Raw genomic sequence first — 16,550 nt, forward strand, 5'->3', positions numbered from 1 at the left:
GCGCGTCAGATCAGCCGGATGCCGGTCAAATCCATCACCGCGCCATAGCTGACCAGCGAGATGACGATCATGCCGATGGTGATGATCGCCGCCCCGGCCATGTCCTTGCCGGTGGCCATGTAGATCAGCCGCACCGTCAGCGCGATGGAGGCGATGGTCACGAGGAGGCCGAGCGCCGACAGGCCATTGCCAGGCCCGAAGGCAAGCATCAGCAGCCAGTAGGGTGCGAACACCCAGGCCAGCAGCGCCCCGCCCCAGTTCGTCGCCACCACCAGCGGCACGATCTTGCGCGAATAGCCGACGCGCTTGGCGACCAGCATCAGGATCAGGATCGGCAGCGTCCAGGCGAGGAAGTCGGCCAGCGCATGGGCGCCATAGACCGGCACCGCGCCGTAGCCCTCCGCCGTGCCGGTGCGCGGCGCCGACGTCTCGAACTCGATCCATGACAGGGCCACGGGCGGCAGCGCCACGAGCATGGCCGAAAACGACTGCCAGAAGCCGTCCGCCGACAGGTCGAGGCGTTTCAGCCCTTCGGCGCGCCCGGCCATCAGAAGGGCGACGCCGGAAAAAAAGTTCAGGACGTGGTCGAGACTCGGCACCAGATCAGGCGTGGGCGGCAAACCAGCGGGCGATGAAGGTTTCATAGATCCTCGTCAGCGTCTCGAGATCCTCGACGGGCACCCGTTCATTGGACATGTGCATCGTCTTGCCGACAAGCCCGAATTCCACAACCGGGCAAAAGTCCTTGATGAACCGGGCGTCCGACGTGCCGCCGGAGGTCGACAATTGCGGCTGGCGGCCGGTGACCGCCTCCACCGCGCCGGCCAGCGCCTGCGTCAACGCGTCGTCCCGCGTCAGGAAGGAGTCCGAGGGCCGTGCCCGCCAGACGATCTCGACATTGGCGGCATCCCGGCCCTCCCGGAACCGGCCCGAAGCGGCCGCCGCCTCGATGCGCCGGGTCAGTTCGTCCTTGAGGCTGTCCGGCGTCCAGCGATCGCTGAATCGCACGTTGAAGAACAGGCGCGCCCGTGCCGGAATGACATTGACCGAGCTGTTGCCCGTGTCGATGGAGGTGATCTCCAGATTGGAGGCCGGAAATTCCGCCGATCCCGCGTCGAGCGGTTCGTCCATCAGCGCCTCGGCAATGGCCGTGAGGGAGCGCAGCGGATTGTCGGCCAGATGCGGATAGGCGACATGGCCCTGAACGCCGGTGACCCGCACTTCGGCCGACAGCGACCCGCGCCGGCCGATCTTGATCATGTCGCCCATCGCCGCCGGATTGGTCGGCTCGCCGACGATGCAGGCGTCGAAGATTTCGCCGCGCGCTCTCGCCCAGTCGAGGAGCTTCACCGTGCCGTTGACCGCCGGGCCTTCCTCATCGCCGGTGATCAGCAGCGAGACCTGCCCGGCCGGGCGCCCGGCCCGCTCCACATGGCGGGCATAGGCCGCAACGAAGGCGGCAATGCCGCCCTTCATGTCGACGGCGCCCCGGCCATAGAGCTCGCCATCGACGATCGCCGCCGAGAACGGGCCCTCGCGCCAGTCGCTCTCGTCGCCCGGCGGCACCACGTCCGTGTGTCCGGCAAAGACCAGATGCGGCCCGGCCGCTCCTGCGCGGGCAAACAGATTCTCGATGTCGGGCGTGTCGATGTCGGAGAACACCGGGCGTTCGACGGCAAAGCCCAGCGGCGCCAGCATCTCTTCCAAAGCGGCAAGCGCCCCGCCTTCGGCGGGCGTCACGGAGGGGCAGCGGATCAGCCGCGTGAGGATCGCGACCGGGTCGGTCGCATCATCGCTGCGGGCGGCGGAAACGGGCAAGGAAACAGTGTCGGTCATGGCCCACCGGGATAGATCAGATGATGCCGCAACGCCACCAGCTGCGGCCGTCTTCCCCGATCCGGCTTCGTGCCACGTTTCCGCCGCCTTCCGGACGGACAGGCAGCACAGGGGACATTGCGCGAGGGAACTTCCATGACACTGCCGAGGACCGCCATTGCCGGCTCTGCGTGCGTCACACGGGCCGCATTGTTCGGCATGATCGCGTCGCTGGCGGCCCTTGCCGGCTGCATCGCCGACGGCCCGGGCGGATCACCCATGGGGATCGCCGTCGCCGGCAAGGAAACGGCAGATGCGGCCGAGGATGCCGACGCACCGGCCGAAGCCGATGTCGCTGTCGCCGCCAGGGAGGCGGAGGCAGGCGCCGAGACCGGCACCATCTCCGGCAGCGCCTCGCTCGACAGGCTGATCGAACGCCATGCCGCCGAGGCCGGCGTTCCCGCCCCCCTCGCCTATGCGGTCGTGCGGGTGGAAAGCCGCTACAATCCGAAGGCGCGCGGCAACGGGGTCTACGGCCTCAGCCAGATCAAGCCGGCAACCGCCCGGTCGCTGGGCTTTTCCGGCCCGACCAGCGCTCTCTTCGATGCCGACACCAACCTCACCTACGGCATGAAATATCTGAAGGGCGCCTGGGAAAAGGGCGGTCACGACGTCTGCCAGGCCTCGATGAAGTACAAGGGCGGTCACCGCGCCACCCGCATGAGCGCCTCGGCCCAGCGCTATTGCTCCGCAGTCAAGGCGCATATGGCCGAAGTGTCGAAGCGCCGCCGGACACCCGGAACGGTCGCCGAGCCCGAATCCGAACCGGGCCTGATGGGCACGCTCGTCGCCGCCGTGACGCCGGCCCCCGAAAAGCCCGCTGCAACGCCGGCCAAGGCCGCACGGCCTGCCGCAGCCGCGCCGACAACGGCCACCGAGGTCGCGACCGCTGCGCCGGCCAGTGAACCGGCCGCAGCGCAACGCGGCGACACGCCCGTGGTCGCAGCCGCCTATGTCGCGGCACCGAAGCCTGCGGCGATCCCGCGGCCCGTTGCGCGTACCGAAGCAGGCGAGACGGCCGCATCAGCGCCCCAGCCTGCGGCGGCCCCGGCTCCTGAAAATGGTAAGGGTGGTCGCATCGCCTCGCGCCCGGCCAGCGCACCCGCCGAGCCCGATTCCCTCGCCGCCCGCATGGCCGGCACGGACGATCCGGCGACGGAACTGCGCGGTAGCGGAGCGGACTGAGCGTCCGCTTCGGCTGAGCCGGTCGGCGGGCCGCTAGTCCGTCTTGTCGGAGACCACCAGCATCGGCCCCAGCCGGTCGCGGCGATAGTCGATGCCGCCGTCCGGATAGGACAGGCTCGACACCTTGCCGTCGAAGAACAGCGCGTCGCGGCAGCCGAGCCGGTCGCGGAAGAACACGGCGAAATCCCAGAAATTGACCGGGCTGCGCGACAGGACGAGACGCACGGTCCGCCCGTCCGCGCTGGCACAGACGCCGTTGCGCACATGCCGGCTGTCGGAACCGTCGATGAAGCGCGGATGCAGCTTGCCGTCGATGAGCAGCATCGGGCCCGACTGGGTCGCGAGCGTCGGCCGGCGGGGCGCGGCGAGATAGGCGTCGGTGGTCAGGACCGCCGCGCGCCCATCCTCGACAAAGAATACGCCATTCGGCTGCATCGAGTAATTGCCGCTGCCGGTTCCGCGCACCAGCGGACTGACCTCGACGCCGTCCTGCACCGCAAGGCCGACCGGACGGCGGTCCTCGTGATACATGCCGGCATTCATGATCAGGCGGACGCGGCCATTGACGCTTGCCGCGGCGCGCTCGAAGGTCCGGTAGGGCGCGTTGCTCGCGTCGACGGCCCGCAGCGCGAGATCGGTGCGATCCAGCGGCACGTCGCAGACCAGATACTCCACCCCCGCCGCAACTTCGCTGCGGCAGAGGCCGTCATGGCCGGCCGGCAGCGAGGGCACGCCCTGCAGCCAGCCGAACAGGCCGCTCGCCGCGATCAGCGAGAGAGGCCAGAAGGTTCGCAGTCGCGCCATCGCGGATCGGCCTTGGGGCAAGGGTCGCGGCTTGGGGCCGCGACGCCGGCTCAGTTGCGCAGCAGCTCGTTGATCGAGGTCTTGGAGCGGGTGCGCTCGTCGACGCGCTTGACGATGACGGCGCAATAGAGGCTCGGCCCCGGCTCGCCATTGCCCATCGGCTTGCCCGGCATCGAGCCTGCGACGACCACCGAATAGGGCGGCACTTCGCCATAGGAGATCGTGCCGGTGGTGCGGTCGACGATCTTGGTCGACTGGCCGAGGAAGACGCCCATGCCGAGCACCGAGCCTTCGCGCACGATGCAGCCCTCGACGACCTCGGACCGGGCGCCGATGAAGCAGCCGTCCTCGATGATCGTCGGACCGGCCTGCATCGGCTCCAGCACGCCGCCAATGCCGACGCCGCCCGACAGATGCACGTTCTTGCCGATCTGCGCGCAGGAGCCGACCGTCGCCCAGGTGTCGACCATCGTGCCCTCGTCGACGAAGGCGCCGAGATTGACGAAGGACGGCATCAGGACGACGCCCTTGCCGATATGGGCCGAGCGGCGCACCACCGCGTTCGGCACGGCGCGGAACCCCATCTCGCGGAAGCGGTCGGCGTTCCAGCCCTCGAACTTCGACGGGACCTTGTCCCACCAGGTCGCCCCGCCCGGGCCGCCTTCAATGACGGTCATGTCGTTGAGGCGGAAGGACAGGAGCACAGCCTTCTTCAGCCACTGGTGCACGGTCCAGCTGCCGTCGGCCTCGCGGCTGGCGACGCGCGCCTCGCCGCGGTCGAGCAGGTCGAGCGACGCCTCGACGGCATCGCGGACTTCGCCGGTCGTCGATGCCGAGATCGAGTCCCGGTCCTCGAAGGCCCGTTCAATGGTGGTTTCGAGGGCGGCGCGATCCGGCGCGGTCATCGGCGAACTCCTGCAGAATGGGGAAAATGCGGGCGCTGCGCACCCTGACCAAGTCGGCGCGGACCCTAGTTGAAGGCCCTGAGGCGGTCAATCGACGGCCCATGCAGGCGACGAGGCAGACACGATGAACGAAACACCCCGCAACCAGAACGGCTGGGACCCCTTTCCGAGCTCGCGGCGGGACAAGGAAGAGACGGCAGTACAGGTCGATACCCCGCAGACCCGCTCCCCCACCTATGCGCTGGCCTATGCCGACGACGACTTCCTGACCCGCGAAGAGACCCGCGGCATCCGGCTTCAACTCGAGCTGATGAAACCCGAACTGGCGCTGAACGAGGCGGGCATCCTGTCCACCGTCGTGCTGTTCGGCGGCGCCCGCATTCCCGAGCCGGGCACCGAGGCCTGGGCGGCGCGCAACGAGACCCAGCGCCGCAACCTCGAGGCCAATTCGAAATTCTACGAGGAGGCCCGCCGCTTCGCCGCCATCGCCTCGCAGCATTCGGCCAACAGCCATGGCGGCAAGGAATATGTCATCGTCACCGGCGGCGGTCCCGGCGTCATGGAAGCCGGCAATCGCGGTGCGGCCGATGTCGACGCCCTGTCGATCTCGCTCAACATCACCCTGCCCCATGAGCAGGCGCCGAACCGCTTCGCCACGCCGGAACTGTGCTTCAACTTCCACTATTTCGCCGTCCGCAAGATGCACTTCCTGCTGCGGGCGAAGGCGATGGCGATCTTCCCCGGCGGCTTCGGCACCATGGACGAATTGTTCGAGGCGCTGACGCTGATCCAGACCCGGCGAATGCAGCGCATTCCGGTGCTTCTGTTCGGGGAGAGCTTCTGGCGCCGCGTGATCGACCTGGAGGCCCTCGCCGAGGAAGGCACGATCGCGCCGGAAGACCTCGATCTCGTGACCTATGTGGACACGGCCGAGGACGGCTGGGCGGCGATCCGGAAATTCTACGATTTCTGAGGATGCAGCGGCGGGACGTCCGACATCACCGCACCGCCCCCTGGCGCCCGTCATCCTCGTGCTTGCCCCGAGGATCCACGCCTCTGCGCCTTAGCGACCATTCCGTCGGAGATCTGCGCCGCGTCACCGGGTACGGCATGGGTCCTCGGGTCAAGCCCGAGGATGACGACCTTGCTTGATGGAGTGGCGCTTCCGCTGAGATTGGGCTCGAAGCCCCGGCAGGCGGAACCTGCGATGGGCGGACTTACTGGTCCGCCTGCCCCATCCGGGCGCGGAGCGCCTCGCAGGGGTCGGAAATGTCGTTGCGCGGCGTGAAGATCGTGTAGTCGTAGGGCGCCGGCGCATCGCTCGTCAGGCCGTAATCGGCGGCCTCGGCCTCGCCGTCGCTGACCTCGACCATCTGCACCGCGACCGTGGCCGCGTCCGGATCGCGTTCCGCGAGGATGTTCGGCACGCCGCGATCCTTGCGGACATGGCCGGAGCCGGCGATCAGCACGGCGCTGCCGCTCTCTTTCGCCGCATCGACCAGCGCATCGGCCAGTGCACCGTCACGGGCCCGCTGGACCGTCGCCATGGCGCCGATGGCGCCCTCGGGCATCAGCCCGCAATGGGCGGTCCTGATGGTGTCGGCCAGTGCGTCCGCCTGTTCCGCCGGCACTTCGAGGCGCAGCGACAGGCGTTCGATCTCGGCTTCGCTCAGGGCGTCGAGGCCGTTTTCGCCGATCGCACGGATCGTCTGGCGGTCGAGATCTCCGGCGCGAAGCGGCAGGCCCTCGGCGACGGCCGCCTCGAAGACGGGCTGGTAGATCGAGAAGGCCGGCCAGCCGCGTTCCGACCATTGCAGATGCTCGGAGAGCGACGCGACATCGCGGTCACCGGTCTCGGCAAACTCCTCCAGAACGTCGGCAAAGCTTTCCGGGATCATCTCGAAGACCACGGCCGGCTCGCTGCCCAGCTTGGCCAGCCCGCCGATGATGTCGGCCTGCAGCTGGTGATGATCGGGATTGTCGTGGATTTCGCCGAGAAGCAGATAGCGGGCGCCGCTGGCGGCCCCCATCAGCGTGTCGCGGCTCGAGCGCGCACCGCGCGCATCGAAGACTTCGCCGACCAGCGGATTGTCGCGGAAATGCTCCGACTGCCAGGCGGTCGCCATCGTCGGCAGGTCGGCGGTCGAAGCACTTGTCGAACGGCCGGTCGTCGCCGCCACCTTCAGCGACAGCGTGCGCGAACTGCCGGCCTGCGCGAGTTCGGCGAGCTTGGCCGACGCGGATGTCGCGACGGGCTTCGACACCGCCGGCTGGGCCAGATCCCGGACATCCGGCGTGCCGTCACCATCGGCGTCGAACGGTTCGACTGTCGCGACCGCGATTTCGGAAAAGGCATTGTCGGCCGGGCGGACGAGGGAAACGTCGAGGGACAGATCGGATTTCGGCGCGACGAACTCGGCGACATCGGTGCCGGCGTCCATCTGCGGCATGACGAGGTCGGCCGTCTTGCCGACGGCGTAACCGAGCCCCGCAAGGAGCATGATGCTGGAAGGTATCCAGATCCGTCGTTTCAATCGGTTTCCCCAAAAACGATTGCAAAGCCCGGAGCGCGAATCGTGCGAGCCGATCCGCAATCTATTGGCTCAGGATGTGGCGAAACTATTGCAGCGAGGGACGAAGGTCACGCAAGCCCTGCAAGGGGTGCAGGTTCGGGCAAGGGCCAGTCACCGGCCGGATGGATAGGGCGGACGGTTCGAAGACCTGCTTCGAACCGTCCGCGTCGCCTCCCCAGGCAACTCCCGCCGCTTGGCAGGCGATCGTGCCGCCTGCTCTCCTCGGGTTCCGTCATCTTCGGTACAAGCCACGTCCCGGCGGCGAAAGGTCGTGGCCGCAACAGGGGAAAGGTTTTGGCAGGGATCGTGTACGAGAGGTTAAATCAACTGTGGATAGCATCACAGCGCGCCGGCGAGCGCCCTTGTCGGCCAGCACGTCTCGCCCATTCCGGACTTGAGCTGGAACGCCCCGATCGAGCGCCGCGTCTTGAAGCCGGCAAGCCCGTCCGCCCCGCCGACATCGTAGCCGCGCGCCTCCAGCTTCTGCTGCATGCGCGCGACGTCGCCCCGCGTCAGCCGGTCGGTGGGCTTCCAGTCTCCCGCCAGCGGTCCCGCCCCGAGCATCCGGTCGGCGACATGGCCGACGAACAGGGCGTAGAGGTCGGAATTGTTATAGGCCTTGATGGCGTAGAAATTCGGCGTGGCGATGAAGGCCGGGCCGAAGCGGCCGGCCGGCATCATCAGGTGGCCCCGCGCCGCCAGTTCGTGGCCCGGAAACGGCCGGCCCGAGACGCGCGTCACGCCGGCGGCGACGAATTCCGAGATCGGACGACCGAGATCCGGCCCCTCATTGGCGCAGGAGACGGCGGCCGGCACCCGCGCCTCGAAGCCCCAGTCGCGGCCCGGCTGCCAGCCGGCCTGCTGCAGGTAATGGGCGATCGAGGCCAGCGTGTCGGGCACCGAATTCCAGATGTCCTTTCGCCCGTCGCCGTCGAAATCCACGGCCAGCGCCAGGAATTTCGACGGCATGAATTGCGGTTGGCCGAGCGCGCCGGCCCAGGACGACTTCATCTCCGAGGTCTTCAGATGGCCGTCGGCGACGATCTGCAGGGCGGCGAGCAGTTCCTCGCGAAACATCGCCTTGCGGCGTGAGAGATAGGCCTTGGTCCCCAGCACCTCGAAGGCGTCATGGGGGATCTTCGCCGCGCCGAAGGCCGATTCCCGCCCCCAGATGGCGACGATGATCGGGGCCGGCACGCCGTAGCGCGCCTCGATCCGGTCGAGAACGGCGCGGTATTTCGCGATCAGGGCGCGCCCCTGGCGGGCATTGCCGGCCACCGCGCCTTCCGACAGATAGGCCGCGCCGCTCTTGAACTCGGCCTGGAAGTTCGTCTCCGCAACGGTCGCCTTCGCGCCGGGAAGCTGCAGGTCGGGCAGCTTCAGATTGGGCGACACGCCCTTGAACGCCGCGTCGAACACCGGCCGCGGCACACCGCGCGCTCTGGCGGCGGGCCAGATGTCGGCCTCGAGGAAATTGCGGAAACCGGCCGTCAGGTTCTGCGCGCTGGCCGGCGCGAACGTCGCAGCACACAGGAGAACGACGGCGGTGAGGAGGCGAAGCGATAGCTGCATCGCTTGAGGGTAGCCGGCTCTGCGAAGCGCGCCAAGACCGGCTGCGATGGATGGACGACGGGCGGCGGCCCGGCCTAGCCTTCGTGCCGCCAAACCGATGAAACAGACGCGGAGGATGCGGCATGGAGCAATATACCGGCGGCTGCCTGTGCGGCGACGTGCGCTTCGTGGCGACGGGCCGGCCCGATCGTGTCGGCCTTTGCCATTGCCTCGACTGCCGCAAGCATCACGGCGCCCTGTTCTACGCCGCCGCGATCTTCCGCCATGACGCCGTGACGCTCACCGGCGAAACGCGTGCCTATGCGGGGCGGCATTTCTGCCCGCGCTGCGGCGCGTCCGTCTTCGCCTGCACCGGTGACGAGACCGAACTGCATCTCGGCGCGCTGGACGCCCCGGACCAGCTGACGCCCACCTACGAATGCTGGACGATCCGCCGCGAAACCTGGCTGCCGCCCTTCCCGGTTGCCGCACGATACGCCCGCGATCGCGACGCCGCGGATGGCGACGAGCCGTAGATCACCGGTGGAAGAATGAAGCCGCCCTCAGAGCCCGGTGCGCGAGCGCATGGCGGCCGAGAGCGTGCCTTCGTCGAGATAATCCAGCTCGCCGCCGACCGGCACGCCGTGGGCCAACCGCGTGACCCGCACCTCGAAGCCCTCGAGCTGGTCCATCAGGTAATGCGCCGTCGTCTGGCCCTCGACCGTGGCGTTCACGGCCAGGATCAGCTCCTTCACCCCGCCCTTGTGGACGCGTTCGACGAGCTGCCGGATGGTGAGGTCGTCGGGGCCGATCCCGTCGAGCGGCGACAGGACGCCGCCGAGCACGTGATAGGCCGCGTTCAGCGCCTTGGCCCGCTCCAGCGCCCAGAGGTCCGAGACGTCCTCCACGACGATCACGATCGACTGGTCGCGCGAACCGTCGGTGCAGATCGTGCAGGGATCGAAGGTGTCGATATTGCCGCAGACCGAGCAGATCGTCACCTTGTCCAGCGCCTCGCCCATGGCGGCCGACAGCGGCGCCAGAAGCTGCTCGCGCCGCTTGACGAGATGAAGCGCCGCGCGGCGCGCCGAACGGGGACCAAGGCCTGGGAGCTTGGCAAGCAGCTGGATCAGCCGCTCGATCTCCGGGCCTGCAATGGGTTTGGCCATAAGGGTCTAGATGCCGCCGGGACGCCTCAGAACGGCAGGCTCATGCCGGGGGGCAGCTGCAGGCCGGCGGTCAGTTCCTGGGTCTTTTCCTGGATGGCCGCATCGAGCTTGCCCTTGGCGTCGTTATGCGCCGCCATGACGAGATCCTCGACGATGTCCTTCTCGTCTTCCTTCAGGAGCGAGGGATCGATCGCGATGCCCTGCATCTCGCCCTTGCCGGTCAGCGTGACCGACACGACGCCGCCGCCGGCCTGGCCGGTCACCGTGATGGAAGCGATCTCTTCCTGGAGGCCGGCCATCTTGGCCTGCATCTCCTTGGCCTGCTTCATCATGCCCATCAGGTCTTTCATCGCGATCTCCTAGATGTCGTCGTCGTCGGACAGCTCCGACGGATCGACCAGAATGTCGTCCTCGACCACGTCCGAAACAAGCGCTGCCTCCTCGGCCGCCGCCTCGGCGTCGCCGCGCAGCCGCACATCGACGACCTTGGCGCCGGGAAACGAGGCGAGGATCGCCGCGACTTCCGGGTCGGATTCGGCGTCGAGCAGCAGCGTGTTGCGGCGTGCGGTCGCGACCTCGTCGAGGGTCGGCTTCGCCTCGCCGTTGGAAATGGTCACAACCCAGCGGCGCCCGGTCCAGTCGTGCAGCTTGCGGGTGAGATCGGTAATCAGCGTGCGCGGCGCCTCCGGCGTCAGCGCGACCTCGAGCCGCCCCGGCACCAGCTTCACCAGCCGCAGATAGCGCCGGATCGACACGGTCATCAGCGAGTCGCGCTTGGATTCGGCCAGCGCGACGAGCTGTTCCAGCGAGGCGATCTCGACCTCCGGCCGTGCCTCTTCGACGGCCGGACGGATCTGCGGCCGCGAGTTCTGCCCGCCGCCCATGCGCGCGCTCATCATCCCGGAGGATTGCGGCCCGCCCGCCGGTGCGGCGGAGCCTTGTGCCGACGGGGCGGCGATGGCCTGCGTTGGCGCAGGAGCCGAACCGCGGGAGCCGGACGCTCCCGCACCGTTGCCGCTGCCCTGCCCGTGCCCGGCCGCGCCGTTGCCGCCGGCCGGTGTCGGGGCCGGCAGATTGCCGAGCTCGCCGCTGCGGATCAGCCGCACCAGATCGTCGGGCGACGGCAGGTCGGCGGCATGGGCGATGCGGATCAACGCCATTTCGGCGGCCTGGCGCGGCGCATTGGCGTTGCGCGTTTCCTCCAGCGCCTTCAGCAGCATCTGCCAGACCTGGCCGAGAGTGCGGATCGACAGGCTCTTGGAAAATTCCAGGCCGCGCTCGGCCTCCATCGGCGACAGCGCGGCGTCCTCCGCCGCATCGGGCACGAAGCGCAGCGTCGTCACGAGATGGGTGAAATCGGCAAGGTCGGCGAGAACCACGGCCGGATCGGCGCCGACGACATACTGGTCGCGCAGCTCCTTCAGCGCCGCCGCGGCGTCGCCCTTCATCAGATATTCGAACAGATCGATGATCCGGACCCGGTCGGCGAGACCCAGCATGTCGCGCACCGCCTGCGCGGTCACCGCGCCCGCCCCGTGGGCGATCGCCTGGTCGGTCAGGGAGAGGGCGTCGCGCACCGAGCCTTCGGCGGCGCGGGCGATCAGCCGCAGCGCATCCTCGTCGACCTCGACATGCTCGGCCGCCGCGATCTTCGTCAGATGCGCCATCAGCGTCGCCGATTCGACGCGCCGCAGGTCGAAGCGCTGGCAGCGTGACAGGACGGTGACCGGCACCTTGCGGATCTCGGTCGTCGCGAAGACGAACTTCACGTGCTCCGGCGGCTCCTCCAGCGTCTTCAGCAGGCCGTTGAAGGCCTGCGTCGACAGCATGTGGACCTCGTCGATGATGTAGACCTTGTAGCGCGCCGAGACCGGGCGATAGCGCACCTGCGCGATGATCTCGCGCACGTCGTCGATGCCGGTATGGGACGCCGCATCCATTTCGACCACGTCGACATGCCGGCCTTCCATGATCGCCTGGCAGTGGATGCCCGGCTCGCCCATGTGGATCGTCGGCTGGTCGATCTCGTCGGTCTGGTAGTTCAGCGCCCGCGCCAGGATGCGCGCCGTGGTGGTCTTGCCGACACCGCGCACGCCGGTCAGCATCCAGGCCTGGGCGATGCGGCCGGTCTCGAAGGCGTTGGTCAGGGTGCGGACCATCGGCTCCTGGCCGATCAGATCGTCGAAGGAGCGCGGGCGATACTTGCGCGCCAGCACCCGATAGGGCGCAGCGTCGCCGGCCTCGGATGAAATCGCAGTGCCGCTTTCGATATCGCTCATCGCGCCCTGGGTCCGGAAATTCGCGTCGCGGGATGGCGGTCGCCTGCCACCTGTCGGCCGGCGCGGCGGCCCCGTGACCGATGCCGCGCTCGCGTCCGGTTCTGAAGCGAATGGGCGGGGGACGCAAGTCCTGCGTGGCCGATGGACACCCGTCGTGATTTCGCCTTGCATGGCGCCGATAGGCGGAGGGAAGATCGCGCAGGACGCGCCGGCTTCAGTCACGAACGGTCGCGCAAACGGAGCGGAACGATGGCACTGACGCAGTATCAGGAGCGGCGCAGGCTGGCGCTGTTCGTCCTGTTGATCGGCGCCTTCCTGGCGCTGCTCTTCGTCGGCTCGGCCTGGAGCGAGGAGGTCCACGAGACCATCGAGGTCGCCGGCCTCGCCCTCATCGTCGTCGGGATCGCCGGCCGGATCTGGTGCACGCTCTATATCGGCGGCCGCAAGGCTTCGGAAATCGTCGCCAGCGGGCCGTATTCGATCTCGCGCAATCCGCTCTACGTCTTTTCCAGCATCGCGGCGGGCGGCGCCGGCGCGGCCACCGGCAGCCTGCTGCTCGGCGCGATCTTCATGCTCGGCTGCGCCGTGGCCTTCCGGGTCGTGATCCTGCGCGAGGAGCGCTATCTGCGCGACGCCTTCGGGGCCGATTTCGACAGCTACGTCGCCCGCGTCCCGCGCTTCCTGCCCAATCCGGCGCTCTACCAGGACATTCGGCGCGTCACCGTCGACACGCGGCTGGTCTATCGCACGCTCACGGACGGGCTGGTGTTCTTCCTCGCCCTGCCGTTCTTCGAGACGGTCGAGCTCCTGCAGGGCAGCGGCTATCTGCCGGTGCTGCTGCGCCTCTACTAGGCGGCTAAACGCGTCACGGGCGCGGCCTGAAGGCGGCACGCTCGCACGCGGTGATATCCTGAAAAGGGGAATGGGTGGGAGGCTGGCACGATGACCCGTGCCGGAGCTCGTTGGGGCTGCTTCCTTCCGGACCTGACCCGGTTGGCGAGTGGCGCGTCCACCACCAACCTCCCGCGCTCCATATCTGCGATCGCTGCCCTAATTGCAACCCGGGCACCCCAGATCGAGGACAGGAATTGATGCCAGCCTTCCAACTCGACCCCTGCCTTGCCAGGGACACGACGTCGATCAGCCGGCTCGGCCTCTGCGACCTGCGCCTGATGAATGACAGTCGCTGGCCGTGGCTCATCCTCGTGCCGCAGCGCAATGCCATTACCGAGTTTCACGAGCTGACGCCGCTCGACCAGACCATGCTGACCTTCGAGATGGGTCTCGTCTCCAAGGCCCTGCAGTCGGCGGTGAAGGCCGACAAGATGAATATCGGCGCCCTCGGCAATATCGTGCCGATGTTCCACCTGCATGTGGTGGCGCGGCGCAGGGGCGATCCCAACTGGCCGGGCCCGATTTGGGGACATGGCACCCCGGTGCCCTATGATGCCGGCGAGGCAGCGCGATTCGCCGACGAGATACGGCGCGCCATCCTGCCGGCCTGACCCTGCGGACAAGCGAGAGAACGACCCTTGAAGGATGACAACCAGCGCGCCGCGATCGCCGATCTGGCGGAGGTGAGCGCCCGCACCGGCTTTGCCGGCAACACGCTGTGGCGCGACGGCGAACGGCGCAGCGACGACAGCCTCGCCGAGGCGTTGGCCCATGACAGGGCACGGATCTTCCTGGCGACGCCCGGTGGCCGATGGCTGTATCGTACCGGTGGTCCGGCCCTCGATGTCGGCTTCGCCCGCACCGACGCCGAGACACTCGGGGCGGATTTTTCCACCTGCATCCTCCTCGGCTTCGAGCCGGACGGCCGCCCGGTGCTGGCCGCCAGCGCCCCGACGGTGACGCTTCCTGCCGAAGGGCTGGAGGACAACGATCTGCGCTCGCTCGCCATGCGGGCGAGTTTCGACCCCGACACCGAGGGCCAGCTCGGCCAGGCCGCCCATCTCCTCGGCTGGCATGCGCGCAACGGTTTCTGCGCCCGCTGCGGCGGGGAAACCCGCTCCGAAGCGGCCGGCTATCGCCGCCGCTGCACGCGCTGCAACGACGTGGTCTTCCCGCGCACCGATCCGGTGACCATCATGCTCGTCCATGACGGCGCCGGCCGCTGCGTGCTGGGACGCCAGCCGCATTTCCCGGAGAATTTCTGGTCCTGCCTCGCGGGCTTCGTGGAGGCCGGCGAGACGGTCGAAGCCGCGGTACGCCGCGAGACGCTGGAGGAATCGGGGCTCGCCGTCGCCTCCGTGCGCTATCTGGCGTCGCAGCCCTGGCCGTTCCCCGGCAGCCTGATGATCGGCTGCATCGCGCGAGCCAGCACCTTCGAGATCGATTTCGACAGCGACGAACTGGAAGCCTGCCGCTGGTTCGACCGCGCGGAAGTGCAGGCGATGCTGGCCGAGGCCCATCCGGAGGGCCTCGCCCTGCCCCGGCGCTTCGCCATCGCCCACCATCTGATCAAGGCCTTTGCCGACGGCGAGGTCTGACGCGGCGCGGCCGGCCCCGGCGGGCTATTCGCCGGCCGGGCGGTCCGTGCCGGCGTTCAGCCGGTCGGGCGCGGCCTCGTAGACCCCGAGGATCGTCACCTTGCGGGTGAAGAAGGCCAGTTCCTCCAGCGCCAGCCGCACCGAATCGTCGTTCGGATGGCCTTCGACATCGGCATAGAACTGCGTGGCGATGAACTGGCCGCCGAGCTGGTAGCTCTCCAGCTTGGTCATGTTGACGCCGTTGGTCGCGAACCCGCCCATCGCCTTGTAGAGCGCCGCCGGCAGGTTGCGCACCTCGAAGACGAAGGTGGTGACCGTATTGCGACCGACCGGGGCCCACAAATCCGTCGGCTGGGCGCCGGGCCGCGACAGGACGACGAAGCGGGTCACGTTGTTGGCCGAATCCTCGACGTCGCGCTCGATGATGTCGAGCCCGTAATGCGAGGCCGCCAGCTCCGGCGCGAGTGCCGCGCGGCTGCGGTCGCCGGCCTGCGAGACCTCCCGCGCCGCGCCTGCCGTGTCGCCGGCCACGACCGGTTTCCAGCCATTGCCGCGAATGTAGCGGCGGCACTGGCCGAGCGCGTGGATGTGGCTCTGCACGGTGCGGATCTCGTCGCGGGCGACGCCCGGCAGCACCATCAGCTGGAAATGGATCGGCATGAAATATTCGCCGACGATCTGCAGGCCGGAATCGGGCATCAGATGGTGGATGTCGGCCACCCGGCCAGCCAGCGTGTTCTCGATCGGGATCATCGCCAGCGCCGCCTCGCCGGATCGCACCGCGTCGAAGGCGTCGTCGAAGGACGGGCACGGCATCGGCTCGTGATCCGGCCGCACCGCCTGGCAGGCCATGTCGGAATTGGCACCGGGCTCGCCCTGGAAGGCAATCTTGGGTCGGATGTCGCTCATGGCTCGACCCCGTACATGATTCGCGCCCGCTCCAAGTCGGCGGGGCCGTCGACGCCCAGCGGTACGGTGTCGATGATCTCGGCGTCGATCCGCATGCCGTCTTCCAGCGCCCGCAACTGCTCCAGCTTCTCGCGATTTTCCAGCGTCGAGGGCCCGAGCGTCACGAAACGTTCGAGGCTCGCCCGCCGATAGGCGTAGAGGCCGACATGATGAAACAGCGGCCCTTCGCCCCAGGGGGCGGTGGCGCGGGTGAAGTAGAGCGCCCGCAGTCGCGACGGGCCGTTGGGCGAGCCGACGATCTTCACCACGTTGGGATTGGTCTTCTCCTCCGCGTCGGTGATCGCGACGCCGAGCGTCGCGATGTCGCAGCGCGGATCCTCGAAGGGGGCCAGCACCTGGCGGATCGCCTCGGGCTCGATGGTCGGCAGATCGCCCTGCACATTGACGATGGTCTCGACCGCACCGTCAGGATCAAGCCCTTGCAGCGCCTCGAAGATCCGGTCCGAGCCCGACTGGTGCTCGACCGAGGTCATCACCGCCTCGTAGCCCGCCGAGACCACCGCATCGAGGATTTCCTGCGAATCCGTGGCGATCACGACGCGACCGATATTGGCCGCCGTGGCGCGCTCGGCGACGCGCACGATCATCGGCCGTCCGGCGATGTCGGCAAGGGCCTTCTGGGGCAGGCGCGTGGAGGCCAGCCGTGCGGGAATGAGAACGAGGATCGACATGAGCGGGCGAGGAACCGGAAATTGAAGCCGCAAAACGCTTGTCTGTAGCGGCGCGGGATGACAAAAGGCGCGGTGGA

The 16,550-nt window shown here is 68.4% G+C and carries 17 protein-coding genes and 1 other RNA gene; 6 read left to right on the plus strand and 12 right to left on the minus strand.

What is annotated here, in order from left to right; all coding sequences use genetic code 11:
• Positions 1 to 5: 5 nt before the first annotated feature.
• Both J3367_RS12670 and dapE read right to left on the minus strand, forming a co-directional pair.
• A complete protein-coding gene (locus J3367_RS12670; protein ID WP_024351631.1) occupies positions 6 to 599 on the minus strand; it encodes a hypothetical protein in 594 nt (197 codons plus the stop codon).
• Between the two features lie 4 nt (positions 600 to 603).
• Positions 604 to 1,836 carry a succinyl-diaminopimelate desuccinylase gene (dapE, locus tag J3367_RS12675; RefSeq protein ID WP_421461276.1) on the minus strand — a complete coding sequence of 411 codons (1,233 nt, stop codon included), beginning with the start codon at positions 1,834 to 1,836 and terminating at the stop codon, positions 604 to 606.
• Positions 1,837 to 1,971: 135 nt separating this feature from the next.
• On the opposite strand from dapE, the gene J3367_RS12680 reads away from it, so the two are divergent.
• Complete coding sequence (locus J3367_RS12680; RefSeq protein WP_081651967.1) at positions 1,972 to 3,060, plus strand: transglycosylase SLT domain-containing protein; 1,089 nt, start codon at positions 1,972 to 1,974, stop codon at positions 3,058 to 3,060.
• Positions 3,061 to 3,093: 33 nt separating this feature from the next.
• Here the strand turns inward: J3367_RS12680 and J3367_RS12685 are convergent, their stop codons facing one another.
• Both J3367_RS12685 and dapD read right to left on the minus strand, forming a co-directional pair.
• Positions 3,094 to 3,864, minus strand: a complete 771-nt coding sequence (locus J3367_RS12685) for a phosphodiester glycosidase family protein (protein ID WP_244495460.1) — start codon at positions 3,862 to 3,864, stop codon at positions 3,094 to 3,096.
• A gap of 50 nt (positions 3,865 to 3,914) precedes the next feature.
• Positions 3,915 to 4,769, minus strand: a complete 855-nt coding sequence (gene dapD / locus J3367_RS12690; RefSeq protein ID WP_024351627.1) for a 2,3,4,5-tetrahydropyridine-2,6-dicarboxylate N-succinyltransferase — start codon at positions 4,767 to 4,769, stop codon at positions 3,915 to 3,917.
• A 124-nt stretch (positions 4,770 to 4,893) separates the two neighbouring features.
• On the opposite strand from dapD, the gene J3367_RS12695 reads away from it, so the two are divergent.
• Entirely contained in the window at positions 4,894 to 5,742 is an 849-nt protein-coding gene (locus J3367_RS12695; protein ID WP_024351626.1) for an LOG family protein, read from the plus strand.
• A gap of 244 nt (positions 5,743 to 5,986) precedes the next feature.
• On the opposite strand, the gene J3367_RS12700 is transcribed toward J3367_RS12695, so the two are convergent.
• Positions 5,987 to 7,303: a ChaN family lipoprotein gene (locus tag J3367_RS12700; protein ID WP_155898531.1), complete on the minus strand. Its 1,317-nt coding sequence runs from the start codon at positions 7,301 to 7,303 to the stop codon at positions 5,987 to 5,989.
• 378 nt (positions 7,304 to 7,681) lie between these two features.
• The gene (locus J3367_RS12705) at positions 7,682 to 8,914 is read right to left on the minus strand and encodes a lytic murein transglycosylase (protein WP_024351624.1); all 1,233 of its coding nucleotides are present in this window, start codon (positions 8,912 to 8,914) and stop codon (positions 7,682 to 7,684) included.
• Positions 8,915 to 9,036: 122 nt separating this feature from the next.
• Here J3367_RS12705 and J3367_RS12710 point away from each other — a divergent pair, with 122 nt between their 5' ends.
• Positions 9,037 to 9,429 carry a GFA family protein gene (locus tag J3367_RS12710; protein ID WP_029703500.1) on the plus strand — a complete coding sequence of 131 codons (393 nt, stop codon included), beginning with the start codon at positions 9,037 to 9,039 and terminating at the stop codon, positions 9,427 to 9,429.
• A 27-nt stretch (positions 9,430 to 9,456) separates the two neighbouring features.
• On the opposite strand, the gene recR is transcribed toward J3367_RS12710, so the two are convergent.
• From recR to J3367_RS12725, 3 genes are read right to left on the minus strand one after another with little or no spacing between them, the layout of a single operon-like run.
• Entirely contained in the window at positions 9,457 to 10,062 is a 606-nt protein-coding gene (recR, locus tag J3367_RS12715) for a recombination mediator RecR (protein WP_009208116.1), read from the minus strand.
• Positions 10,063 to 10,088: 26 nt separating this feature from the next.
• On the minus strand, positions 10,089 to 10,412 hold the full coding sequence (locus tag J3367_RS12720; RefSeq protein WP_009208115.1) for a YbaB/EbfC family nucleoid-associated protein: 324 nt from the start codon (positions 10,410 to 10,412) through the stop codon (positions 10,089 to 10,091).
• Positions 10,413 to 10,421: 9 nt separating this feature from the next.
• Positions 10,422 to 12,314, minus strand: coding sequence for a DNA polymerase III subunit gamma/tau (locus J3367_RS12725; RefSeq protein ID WP_024351622.1), 1,893 nt, complete (start codon positions 12,312 to 12,314; stop codon positions 10,422 to 10,424).
• 276 nt (positions 12,315 to 12,590) lie between these two features.
• On the opposite strand from J3367_RS12725, the gene J3367_RS12730 reads away from it, so the two are divergent.
• Positions 12,591 to 13,193 carry a methyltransferase family protein gene (locus tag J3367_RS12730; RefSeq protein ID WP_024351621.1) on the plus strand — a complete coding sequence of 201 codons (603 nt, stop codon included), beginning with the start codon at positions 12,591 to 12,593 and terminating at the stop codon, positions 13,191 to 13,193.
• 74 nt (positions 13,194 to 13,267) lie between these two features.
• Here J3367_RS12730 and ffs read toward each other — a convergent pair.
• Positions 13,268 to 13,365, minus strand: an RNA gene (ffs, locus tag J3367_RS12735) — signal recognition particle sRNA small type.
• Between the two features lie 67 nt (positions 13,366 to 13,432).
• On the opposite strand from ffs, the gene J3367_RS12740 reads away from it, so the two are divergent.
• Together J3367_RS12740 and nudC are read left to right on the plus strand one after the other, a co-directional pair.
• Positions 13,433 to 13,846 carry an HIT domain-containing protein gene (locus tag J3367_RS12740; protein ID WP_024351620.1) on the plus strand — a complete coding sequence of 138 codons (414 nt, stop codon included), beginning with the start codon at positions 13,433 to 13,435 and terminating at the stop codon, positions 13,844 to 13,846.
• Between the two features lie 27 nt (positions 13,847 to 13,873).
• Positions 13,874 to 14,833, plus strand: a complete 960-nt coding sequence (gene nudC, locus J3367_RS12745) for an NAD(+) diphosphatase (RefSeq protein ID WP_024351619.1) — start codon at positions 13,874 to 13,876, stop codon at positions 14,831 to 14,833.
• Positions 14,834 to 14,857: 24 nt separating this feature from the next.
• On the opposite strand, the gene J3367_RS12750 is transcribed toward nudC, so the two are convergent.
• The gene (locus J3367_RS12750) at positions 14,858 to 15,742 is read right to left on the minus strand and encodes a prephenate dehydratase (RefSeq protein ID WP_009208110.1); all 885 of its coding nucleotides are present in this window, start codon (positions 15,740 to 15,742) and stop codon (positions 14,858 to 14,860) included.
• A complete protein-coding gene (locus J3367_RS12755; RefSeq protein ID WP_024351618.1) occupies positions 15,739 to 16,473 on the minus strand; it encodes a 3-deoxy-manno-octulosonate cytidylyltransferase in 735 nt (244 codons plus the stop codon). The genes J3367_RS12750 and J3367_RS12755 overlap by 4 nt, the downstream gene beginning before the upstream one ends.
• Positions 16,474 to 16,550: the final 77 nt, after the last annotated feature.

This window comes from Aurantimonas sp. NFXS3 (assembly GCF_049132005.1).
In the GTDB taxonomy this organism is placed as follows: domain Bacteria; phylum Pseudomonadota; class Alphaproteobacteria; order Rhizobiales; family Rhizobiaceae; genus Aurantimonas; species Aurantimonas coralicida.

Bases quoted from the DNA above. Each gene is read 5' to 3' on its own strand.
- J3367_RS12750 (WP_009208110.1), bottom strand. From the start codon at position 15,742: ATGAGCGACATCCGACCCAAGATTGCCTTCCAGGGCGAGCCCGGTGCC.
- recR (WP_009208116.1), bottom strand. From the start codon at position 10,062: ATGGCCAAACCCATTGCAGGCCCGGAGATCGAGCGGCTGATCCAGCTG.
- J3367_RS12740 (WP_024351620.1), top strand. From the start codon at position 13,433: ATGCCAGCCTTCCAACTCGACCCCTGCCTTGCCAGGGACACGACGTCG.
- J3367_RS12695 (WP_024351626.1), top strand. From the start codon at position 4,894: ATGAACGAAACACCCCGCAACCAGAACGGCTGGGACCCCTTTCCGAGC.
- J3367_RS12710 (WP_029703500.1), top strand. From the start codon at position 9,037: ATGGAGCAATATACCGGCGGCTGCCTGTGCGGCGACGTGCGCTTCGTG.
- dapD (WP_024351627.1), bottom strand. From the start codon at position 4,769: ATGACCGCGCCGGATCGCGCCGCCCTCGAAACCACCATTGAACGGGCC.
- J3367_RS12730 (WP_024351621.1), top strand. From the start codon at position 12,591: ATGGCACTGACGCAGTATCAGGAGCGGCGCAGGCTGGCGCTGTTCGTC.
- J3367_RS12705 (WP_024351624.1), bottom strand. From the start codon at position 8,914: ATGCAGCTATCGCTTCGCCTCCTCACCGCCGTCGTTCTCCTGTGTGCT.
- J3367_RS12685 (WP_244495460.1), bottom strand. From the start codon at position 3,864: ATGGCGCGACTGCGAACCTTCTGGCCTCTCTCGCTGATCGCGGCGAGC.
- dapE (WP_421461276.1), bottom strand. From the start codon at position 1,836: ATGACCGACACTGTTTCCTTGCCCGTTTCCGCCGCCCGCAGCGATGAT.
- J3367_RS12755 (WP_024351618.1), bottom strand. From the start codon at position 16,473: ATGTCGATCCTCGTTCTCATTCCCGCACGGCTGGCCTCCACGCGCCTG.
- J3367_RS12680 (WP_081651967.1), top strand. From the start codon at position 1,972: ATGACACTGCCGAGGACCGCCATTGCCGGCTCTGCGTGCGTCACACGG.
- J3367_RS12720 (WP_009208115.1), bottom strand. From the start codon at position 10,412: ATGAAAGACCTGATGGGCATGATGAAGCAGGCCAAGGAGATGCAGGCC.